6 protein-coding genes are annotated in these 9,016 nt (G+C 69.4%); 3 read left to right on the top strand and 3 right to left on the bottom strand.

The features are described 5' to 3' along the window. Positions 1 to 142: 142 nt before the first annotated feature. Entirely contained in the window at positions 143 to 934 is a 792-nt protein-coding gene (locus ACIBLC_RS04240) for a VOC family protein (protein ID WP_399209090.1), read from the bottom strand. Positions 935 to 1,135: 201 nt separating this feature from the next. Further along, complete coding sequence (locus ACIBLC_RS04235) at positions 1,136 to 2,182, bottom strand: LacI family DNA-binding transcriptional regulator (protein ID WP_399209089.1); 1,047 nt, start codon at positions 2,180 to 2,182, stop codon at positions 1,136 to 1,138. A 658-nt stretch (positions 2,183 to 2,840) separates the two neighbouring features. Between ACIBLC_RS04235 and ACIBLC_RS04230 the strand changes: the two genes are divergently transcribed. Continuing rightward, positions 2,841 to 3,065 (top strand): hypothetical protein, encoded by a 225-nt coding sequence (locus tag ACIBLC_RS04230; RefSeq protein WP_399209088.1) that lies wholly within the window; start codon positions 2,841 to 2,843, stop codon positions 3,063 to 3,065. On the opposite strand, the gene ACIBLC_RS04225 is transcribed toward ACIBLC_RS04230, so the two are convergent. Further along, the gene (locus tag ACIBLC_RS04225) at positions 3,062 to 4,069 is read right to left on the bottom strand and encodes a multicopper oxidase domain-containing protein (RefSeq protein WP_399209087.1); all 1,008 of its coding nucleotides are present in this window, start codon (positions 4,067 to 4,069) and stop codon (positions 3,062 to 3,064) included. The genes ACIBLC_RS04230 and ACIBLC_RS04225 overlap by 4 nt on opposite strands. Positions 4,070 to 4,255: 186 nt before the next feature. On the opposite strand from ACIBLC_RS04225, the gene ACIBLC_RS04220 reads away from it, so the two are divergent. Both ACIBLC_RS04220 and ACIBLC_RS04215 read left to right on the top strand, forming a co-directional pair. After that, a complete protein-coding gene (locus tag ACIBLC_RS04220) occupies positions 4,256 to 6,775 on the top strand; it encodes a ThuA domain-containing protein (RefSeq protein ID WP_399209086.1) in 2,520 nt (839 codons plus the stop codon). Beyond that, positions 6,775 to 8,991 (top strand): OmpL47-type beta-barrel domain-containing protein, encoded by a 2,217-nt coding sequence (locus ACIBLC_RS04215; protein ID WP_399209084.1) that lies wholly within the window; start codon positions 6,775 to 6,777, stop codon positions 8,989 to 8,991. Before ACIBLC_RS04220 ends, ACIBLC_RS04215 begins: the two co-directional genes overlap by 1 nt. Positions 8,992 to 9,016 lie beyond the last annotated feature (25 nt).

Raw genomic sequence — 9,016 nt, 5'->3', positions numbered from 1 at the left:
GGCCCCGGGGGGCCGGTGCGGCCCCCCCCCCCCCGGTCTGCGGGCCCCGGCCGCCCCCCCCCCCGCGGGGCGGGGGGGGGCGGGGGGGGGGGGGGGGGGGGGCCCCCCCCCCCCGAGACCACCCATGCCGTGGGGACAGCCGTCAGCCCTGCGGCGACACGCTCTTGATCACCGCGAAGCGTGCCCCGTACGGGTCGGCGAGCCTCGCGACGCGGCCCACGCCCGGCACGTCCGTGGCGGCCATGCGGAGCGTGCCGCCCAGCTCCTGGGCCTTGCCGACCGTGGCGTCGGTGTCGTCGACCTCGAAGTACGGCAGCCAGTACGCCCCGGACTCGGCCTCGACCGGGTCGTCGGCCAGCGCGACGACGCCGCCGAAGATGTCCGCCTCCGCGGCACCCTCCGGATTGACACAGATGTAGGTGCCGCCCGGGAACTCCATGGCCGAGGTCTCCCAGCGGAACACCGAGTGGTAGAAAGCGGCAGCCGCGGGGATGTCCGCCGTGTAGAGCTCGACCCAGCACAGCGAGCCGGGTTCGCCGGCCACGTCGATTCCCTTGATCCCGCCCGGCTGCCAGATACCGAACGGCACCCCCGCCTCGTCGGCGATGATGGCCATACGGCCCTCGCTCATCACGTCCATGGGCTGCATCAGCACGGAGCCCTTGGCCTGCTCGACGGCCTTGGCCGTGGCATCCGCGTCCGGAGTCTGGAAATACACGGTCCAGGACGGCAGGCCCTGGTCCGGGGTGGTCTGCATACCGCCCGCGGCGGTCTTTCCGGCGAGCTGGAAGAAGCCGTAGCCGCCGGCGTCGGGCCCCGCGGACTGGAACTGCCAGCCGAAGAGGCCTCCGTAGAAGGAGGTGGCGCCCTCGATGTCGGATGTGCCGAGATCGAGCCAGTTCGGAGCGCCCGTGACAAAACGGGTGGTGAGCATGATGCCCTCCTTTGAGGGGTCCCGTTGCCTGCACCGCCGAGTCTCGCACCGCCCACCGACAATCGCTGTCGTTGCCGCGACGAGAAGCCCCACATGTTGGAGGTGCACACCGGAGGGACTACACCGGGTGCGGCCGGACGCCTCTGTCCCCAAACCGACGTTCGAAATGACCACCCCGAGCATCGGTGCCGCGCCGCACGCCTACGCCGAGACCCGCCGCACCAGGGTCGTCGGCAGCACCACACTGGACGGCGCGCCTCTCAGGCCCTCTTCGCCGCCCCGACGGTCGAGGCCGCGCAGCAGCAGTCGTGCCATCAACCGGCCCATCTCCTCTATGTCCTGACGGACCGTCGTCAGCGGCGGGTCGGTCTGCTCGGCGACGGGCAGCATGTCGTCGAAGCCGATCACGGCGATGTCCTCGGGCACCCGCCGCCCCAGTTCGCGCAGCACGCGCAGGACGCCGGAGGCCGCCAGGTCGTTCGCGACGAACACCGCGTCGATGTCGGGATGCCGCTCCAGGAGCTCCCGCATCGCGCGCTCGCCGCCCGCGGGCGTGAAGTCACCCTCGGCGATGAGACTGGGATCCCCGTCGACCATGACGTCCCGGAACCCGTCGAGCCGGTCGACCGCGGACGTCTGGTCCAGGGCGCCGGTGATGTGCGCGATGCGCCTGCGCCCCAGGCCGACGAGGTGACGTACGGCCTCGCGGGCGCCGCCCCGGTTGTCGGAGTCGACGTACACGGCGGACACCGCGCTGCGGGGGCCGTCGCCCCAGCCGGGGCGGCCGCCGAAGACGGTGGGCACGCCCGCGCCGTGGATCAGACCGGGCAGCGGGTCGTCGAGGTGCAGTGAGAAGACGAGCGCGCCGTCGACATGACCGCCCGCGAGGTAGCGGCCGACCCGGACATGGTCGTCACGGCCCTCGGTGAGCAGCAGTACGAGCTGTGAGTCGTGCGCCGTCAACTCCTTGCTGATGCCGCGGAGTTGGAGGGCGAAGAAGGGGTCGGCGAAGACCCTGGCCTCCGGCTCGGCGACGACGACGGCCACCGCGTCGTGACGCCGGGTGACGAGACTGCGCGCCGCCTGGTTGGGGACGTAACCCAGCTCCTCGACGGCCCGCCTGACCCGCTCGACGAGTGGTTCGCGTACCCCGTCCCCGCCGTTCACGACGCGCGACACGGTGGCACGGGAGACCCCGGCCAGCGCGGCCACGGCCTCCAGCGTGGGGCGCGACGCTGTGTCGGTCACCTCTGGGCACCTCCTGGACGGTTGCGGATCAGGATAGCGGCGCCGCCGCCCGCACGAGAGAGCGCTCTCGGGTCCTGAAATCCGGTTGCGCCGGGAGGGCGGGCGCGTTGACGATCACTGTAGGACGACGAGAAAGGCCCGTGCGGCCTGACCGCCCTCGCGTCCACGCTCGCCCGTCTCCCGCGCGCGTACCGGAAGCTGCACATCGCGCACAGCACGGTCGACGCCCACGGACGCGCCCACTGGCTGCTCACCGACGTGACGCCCGCCTAATACCTCGACGAACTCCGCGACGCCAGGGTCCTCACGATCGAGGACGGCCGCCCGTAAGAGACGCATCTCAGCGGAGTGCGGCTGCGGCATCCCACGCTCGGCGCGCTGTCCGACGGGGGATTCGTCCTCGCGGACGCTTGCAACAGACACGGCGACGAGGAGTTGAGCCGGCCAGGTCTGCGGCGCTGGAGCAGCACGGGTGTTCCACTCAGGGAGTACCGGTGGGGCCCCGGGCACGGCCCGATCTCCGACTGCTACGCCCTGAACGTCGACACCCGAGCCGTATGGGCCTGCCCCTACCAGGACTTATCCCTGCTGGAGATCCGCGACGACCGCGTCGTGCGCGTAACGGGAGAATCCGGTCGAGGGTGCCGACGGTTTCGCCGTGCACGCCGACCGCGTGGTGTTCTTCTCCCCGTACGGGGACCACGACCGGACCGTCGACTGCCGGATGCCCCAAGAAGCCGTGCGGCCGGTCGGGGACGGACGCCTGGTCCGCGCCGACCGCGGCGAACTCGGCCGTCGGCGCGTGGTCTGCCGAGGTCCCCGAATCTACGTGCAGGAGGAACCGTTCCTGGAGTGGGGCGTCCTGGACATCAGCGTGACCTAGTGCTTATGCGTCTCAGGCGAATCATCCAGCTCAAGCGTCTCGTCCGTCTCATGCGGACCATGCGGCTCGTACCCGGGAATCGTCCCGTCCGTCTTCTTCACCAGGAACAGGCCGACCATCCCCATGTCGGAGTGGCTCTGGACGTGGCAGTGGTACATCCACGCCCCGGCGCCGACGCCCTCCCCCGCGATCACCTGGAAACCGAACGAGTCGGCGGGCCCGACGATCTTGTTGTCGATGACCTGGCTCGGGTCGTCGGGGCCGGTCAGCGAACCCGTCCGGTTGTCGGCCCAGCGGTGACCGTGCATGTGGAACGTGTGGTAGTACTCGCCGTGCGTGATCATCGCGATCTCGACGCGATCACCCACCGTGGCCTCGAAGTTGAAGCTCTCGTGGGCGGCCCTGTTGTTGATCGTCATGTCGTTGAACACGATCGTCACGGTCTTGTCGGGGAGGACGTCGCCCTTGCGACGGACGATCACCGGGCCGTAGAGCCCCTTGCGGATGCCGCCCGTGCCGTGCTCGGTGCCGACGACGTGGTCGTGGTAGTGCCAGTAGCCGGCACTGCCCGCGCGCCAGGTGCCGTCCGCCCGGCGACCCGGCGCGTGGGTGCGCCAGGTGTAGGTGCGGGTCCCGCCCGGCTCGACGTCGCTCCTGTTCAGCTTCGTTCCGTCGCTGGAGATCTCGTAGTCGAGCCCGTGGACGTGCAGGCTCGCCGCCACGTCCATGGTGTTCTCTAACTCGATGTGCAGCGTGTCGCCCTCGTTGAGTTCGATGAGCGGCCCGGGAATCGAGGCCTTGCCCTTCTCGAAGCCGTAGCCCATCTGCCCGTCGGCGAACTTCTCGGCGTAGAGCTTGAGGTGCCGGACCGCGCCGCCGGCCGGCGCGGTCCGCGCCGGGGCATCGACACTCGCCGCCTGTGTGGCCGACGACAACGATGTCGCTCCGGCGGCCACCGCCGCCCCGCCCAGCAGGATCCGCCGGTTGAACCCGCGTCTGTCCATGGCGAACTCCCCACCCTGGTACGGAATTTACTGAGACGAACCCGTGAGACGGTAGTCGCGTCTCCCTCGTTTATCCACACTCAGGACAAAGTTCGTGCCAGCACGGTCATACCTCTTGGCTAGCCGCGAAAAGAGGTCTAGCTTCCGTGGCGCCGTTGCTGTGACCGACGAGGAGTGGATGACCACATGCGGCTCGCATCGCACCAAGAGCCATCAGCCTTACGAGAGTTGAGCGCGAGGAGACGTGGGAGGCACCGCCGCGCCTGGGCTGCCGCCCTGGCTGCCGGAGCTGTCACCGCCGGAGCGCTCTCGGCACCATCCGCGAGTGCGCGTCCGGCTCCGGATCCGGCGCTGACAACGATGTCCATCACGTCACCACCGGGCGGCGCCAACGTACGGGTGCTGCTCTTCCACGGATCCGCCGCGGCCGGGGACGAGTCACCGGTCGTCAACGCCGGAATCGAGGCGATCGAGAAGATCGGCCTGTCGGGCCCGGCCGCCCAGCGGTTCAAGGTCGAGGCGACGGACGACGCGGCGGTCTTCACCAACGAGACGAAGCTGGGCCGCTTCAACGCCATCGTCTTCCTGACCGGTGGCGGGGATGTCCTGGACCCGGAGCAGGAGGCCGGCCTCGAGGCCTACATGGAGGCGGGCGGCGGATTCGTCGGCATCCATGACGCGGCCCGCGCCGAGCCCTACTCGGACTGGTTCACCGGTCTCGTCGGCGCCCGCCCGGCGAGCACCAGCCCGACAGCCGTACAGCGGGCGACCGTTGAGGTGGGCGACCGGCAGCACCCCGCCACCAAGGACCTGCCCGTCCAGTGGAAGCGCCCCGACCAGTGGCTCAACTGGGTGAAGAACCCGTCGGGCGACGTCCACACCGTTGCGCGGGTGCGTGAGTCGACGTACCAGCCGGGCGCGAGCCGGAACGGCGCGGACCACCCGGTGAGCTGGTGCCGTGACTACGACGGCGGACGCTCCTTCTACACCGGCATGGGCGGCACGGTCTCCTCGTACGACGAGACCGACTTCCGTGCGCACCTGCGCGGCGCGCTGCTCTGGACGACCCGGCTCACGCAGGCGGACTGCAAGGCCGCGATCAACGCCAACTACAAGGCGGAGCGCCTGACTCAGGCCAATCAGCCGGGCAAGAACGACCAGATCGGCGAGCCGCACGGCCTGGTGACCGCGCCCGACGGACGGGTGCTCTACATCGGCCGCGGTGGCGCGGACTCCTCGCAGCCCGTGATCACCGACTGGAACAACCCGGACATCGGCAAGGGCACGGGCGAGATCCACGTCTACGACCCAAGGACCAAGAAGGTCACCCTGGCCGGCGCGCTCACCGTGTTCGGCAACAAGGGCGGCGGCGACGAGCTGGTCAAGGTCGAAGAGGGCCTGCTCGGCATCGAGTTGGACCCGGCCTTCGCCCAGAACGGCTGGGTGTACCTCCACTACACCCCGCATTCGCGGATCAACCGCGACACCCGGATGGCCGAGCGCCGCGTCTCCCGCTTCACGCTCGACCAGGCCACGAACAAGCTGGACCTGAGCAGCGAGAAGGTGCTCCTCAACTGGCCGGTTCAGATCCACAGTTGCTGCCACGCGGGTGGCGGAATGGCCTGGGACTCCAAGGGCAACCTCTACATCGCCACCGGCGACAACAACTCCAGCGGCTTCAGCGACGGCTACTCGGGCAACAACCCCCAGCCCAACTACAAGGGCGTCTCGTTCGCGGACGCGCGCCGCACCGCCGGCAACACCAACAACCTCAACGGCAAGATCCTGCGCATCCACCCGGAGGCCGACGGCACGTACACGCTGCCGGCGGGCAACCTCTTCACGGGCAGGGAGCCCGACGAGGGCGGCGGGAAGACCCGCGGCGAGATCTACGTGATGGGCGTCAGGAACCCCGCGCGTATCTCCGTCGACAAGAACACCGACACCCTGTACGCCGGATGGGTCGGCCCCGACGCGGGCGCGCCCTCGACGACCTGGGGCCCGGCCAAGTACGACACCTTCGCCGCCATCACCAAGGCGGGCAACCGGGGCTGGCCGTACTGCATGGGCAACAAGCAGCCCTACCGCGACCGCAACCTGCCGGACCCGACGAAGCCGCTGGGCTGGTACGACTGCGACCACCCGAAGAACGAGTCCCCCAACAACGACGGGCTCGTCAACCTCCCGCCGGTCACCGGCAACAACATCTGGTACTCGCCCCAGGGCGGCGCCCCGGACTACCCGCGCGACGCGAACGGCATCCCGTCGTACAAGCAGGAGGAGGCCACGTACCTGCTGCCCTGGCTCAAGGGCGGTGGCCAGGCGGCGATGAACGGGCCGGTCTACCGGTACGACGCGTCGGTCACGGGCGGGGCGAACTGGCCCGCCTACTGGGACGGCAAGTGGTTCGTCGGTGACTTCTACGACGCCGACCAGCCACGCAACGCGGTGATCACCGACCCGAAGACCGCCGGGGACGGCGGCCTACCGGTCCACTCGGAGTCCCTGAAGAAGATCGTGCCCATCGGCAACGACGGCATCAAGAACCTCATGGACTGGAAGTTCGGCCCGGACGGCGCGCTGTACGTCCTCGACTACGGCCGCGGCTTCTTCACCTCGGACGCCAAGTCCGCGCTGTGGAAGGTGACCTACACGGGCGGCGGACCGACCCCGGCCGCCGACCGGCTTGCCAGGAAGGCGGAGTGATGCGGGTACCGAGGCGAAGAACAGAACGGCTGTGGACGGCCCTGCTGGCGTCCCTGCTGATGGTGCTCGGGCTGACGTCGACGGCCGCGTTCGGCCGTACGGACGACGCTCCCCCGGCTGCCGCGGCCGCCCAGACGCTCACCTGGACGGCGGGCGACGACATCACCAAGTACGTCTCCGCGCCGACGACGGCCGTGGCGGGACCGACCACGATCGTCTTCGAGAACAGTGAGGCGACCGGCAACACGACCGGGATGCCGCACACCCTGACGTTCGTGACCTCCGACCCCGAGTTCAACAACGACGTCCAACTCAACATCCTGGCCAACCCGTTCGACGACCAGGGCGGCCGGCACACCGCCGAGGTCACCCTCACACCGGGCCGGTACTTCTACCACTGCACGATTCCCGGCCACGGAGCCATGCAGGGCATCCTGGTGGTGACCGAGGGCACCGGCGAGGACACGACGGCTCCCGAGACCTCGGCCGCCGTGACCGGTTCGCAGAACTCGCAGGGCGCGTACGTCGGTTCGGCGACGGTCACCGTCAGCGCGACCGACGGGGAGTCCGGCGTCGAGCGGATCGAGTACGCGATCGGCGACGCGGGCGCCTGGCAGCCGTACACCACTCCTGTCGTCGTCGACCAGGTGGGTGATCACAAGGTCCGCTATCGGGCGGTCGACAAGGCGGGCAACACGGCCGCCGAGAAGAACGCCGCGTTCACCGTGGTGGCACCGCCGACGGACGACACGACAACGCCGGAGACCTCCGCGACGGTGAGCGGTGAGCGCGACGCCGATGGGAACTACATCGACATGGCGACTGTCACCGTGTCCGCCTCCGACACCGGTTCCGGCGTCAACACCATCGAGTACGCGGTGAATTCGGGTGCCTGGCAGCCGTACACCGCGCCCGTGATGGTGCACGCCCTCGGCACCCACCAGGTGCGCTACCGCGCGACCGACAAGGCCGGCAACGCCGCCGCCGAGAAGACCGTCGCGTTCACGGTGGTCGCTCCGCCCGCCTCCGACACGACACCGCCGGTGACCGGGGTGACCGTCGAGGGGACGAAGAACTCGAACGGCGCGTACGTCAAGAACGCCAAGGTGACGGTGAACGCCACCGACGAGGGCGGTTCGGGAGTCGCGTCGATCGAGTACTCGCTCGACGCCGGGCCATATCTCGCCTACACCGCACCGGTGTTGGTGGACCGCGTCGGTGCGCACACCGTGGCGTACCGGGCCCGCGACAAGGCGGGCAACACGTCCGCGGCGCGGACCGTGAGCTTCACGGTCGCGTCGGGCGGTGGAGTGCCGGCACCCAACTGCCCCGAGTACGACGAGCGGTTGACGGTGATCGTCGGCACGGTCGACTCGGGTGTACCGAACCGGGTGACCAACACCCGTTGCCGGATAAACGAGTTGATCGAGGACGAGAAGGACTGGACCTCCCACGCCCTCTTCCTCAAGCACGTGAAGACCGTCCTGGACAGCCTCTTCGAGGAAGGTGTGATCGACCAGCGCGAGTTCGACACCGTCACCAGGGCGGCCAGGCAGTCCGGCATCGGCAAGCCGGGCCAGACCGAGGGATACAGCACGATCTTCGACGGCTCACCCGAGTCGTTCGCCAAGTGGTCGCAGGTGGGCGGCGGTTCGTTCGGTCTGAACGCCGACGGGTCGATCACCAGTGGCACCACCGTCCAGGGCCTCGGCATGCTGTGGTTCCCGGAGCGCAAGTACGGCGACTTCTCGCTGAAGCTCCAGTGGCGTGACGACGCGCCGGGCACCGGGAACGCCAACTCCGGTGTGTTCGTGCGGTTCCCGTGGATCCACGACCACCCGGAGGAGTCGCGCCCCGAGTGGGCCGCCATCAAGTACGGGCACGAGGTGCAGGTGTTCGACAGCCCTGCCGGCGACATGTACAAGACCGGCTCGGTCTACGGCTTCGACCGGGTGGGCCTCGCCGGTGCTGGCGTCACCCAGAAGGGCACCTGGAACGACTACGAGATCCGCGTGGTGGACCAGCACTACTCGGTCTACCGGAACGGCGTGCTGATCAACGAGTTCGACAATAACGGCGGTCAGGACTTCACTCCGCCGCGCTCGGACGACCCGGGCACGGACGGGCGGCGGTTCGCCTCCGGTTACGTCGGACTTCAGGTGCACAGCACGACGGATGTGGTCTCGTACCGGGACATCCGGATCAAGGAGCTGTAGCCCGCGTCGGCAGCCAGGAGGCTCC

This window comes from Streptomyces sp. NPDC050535, assembly GCF_044457665.1.
GTDB lineage: Bacteria > Actinomycetota > Actinomycetes > Streptomycetales > Streptomycetaceae > Streptomyces.
Note: the sequence above shows the minus strand (reverse complement) of the source record. Positions and strands in the feature narration are given on the sequence as shown.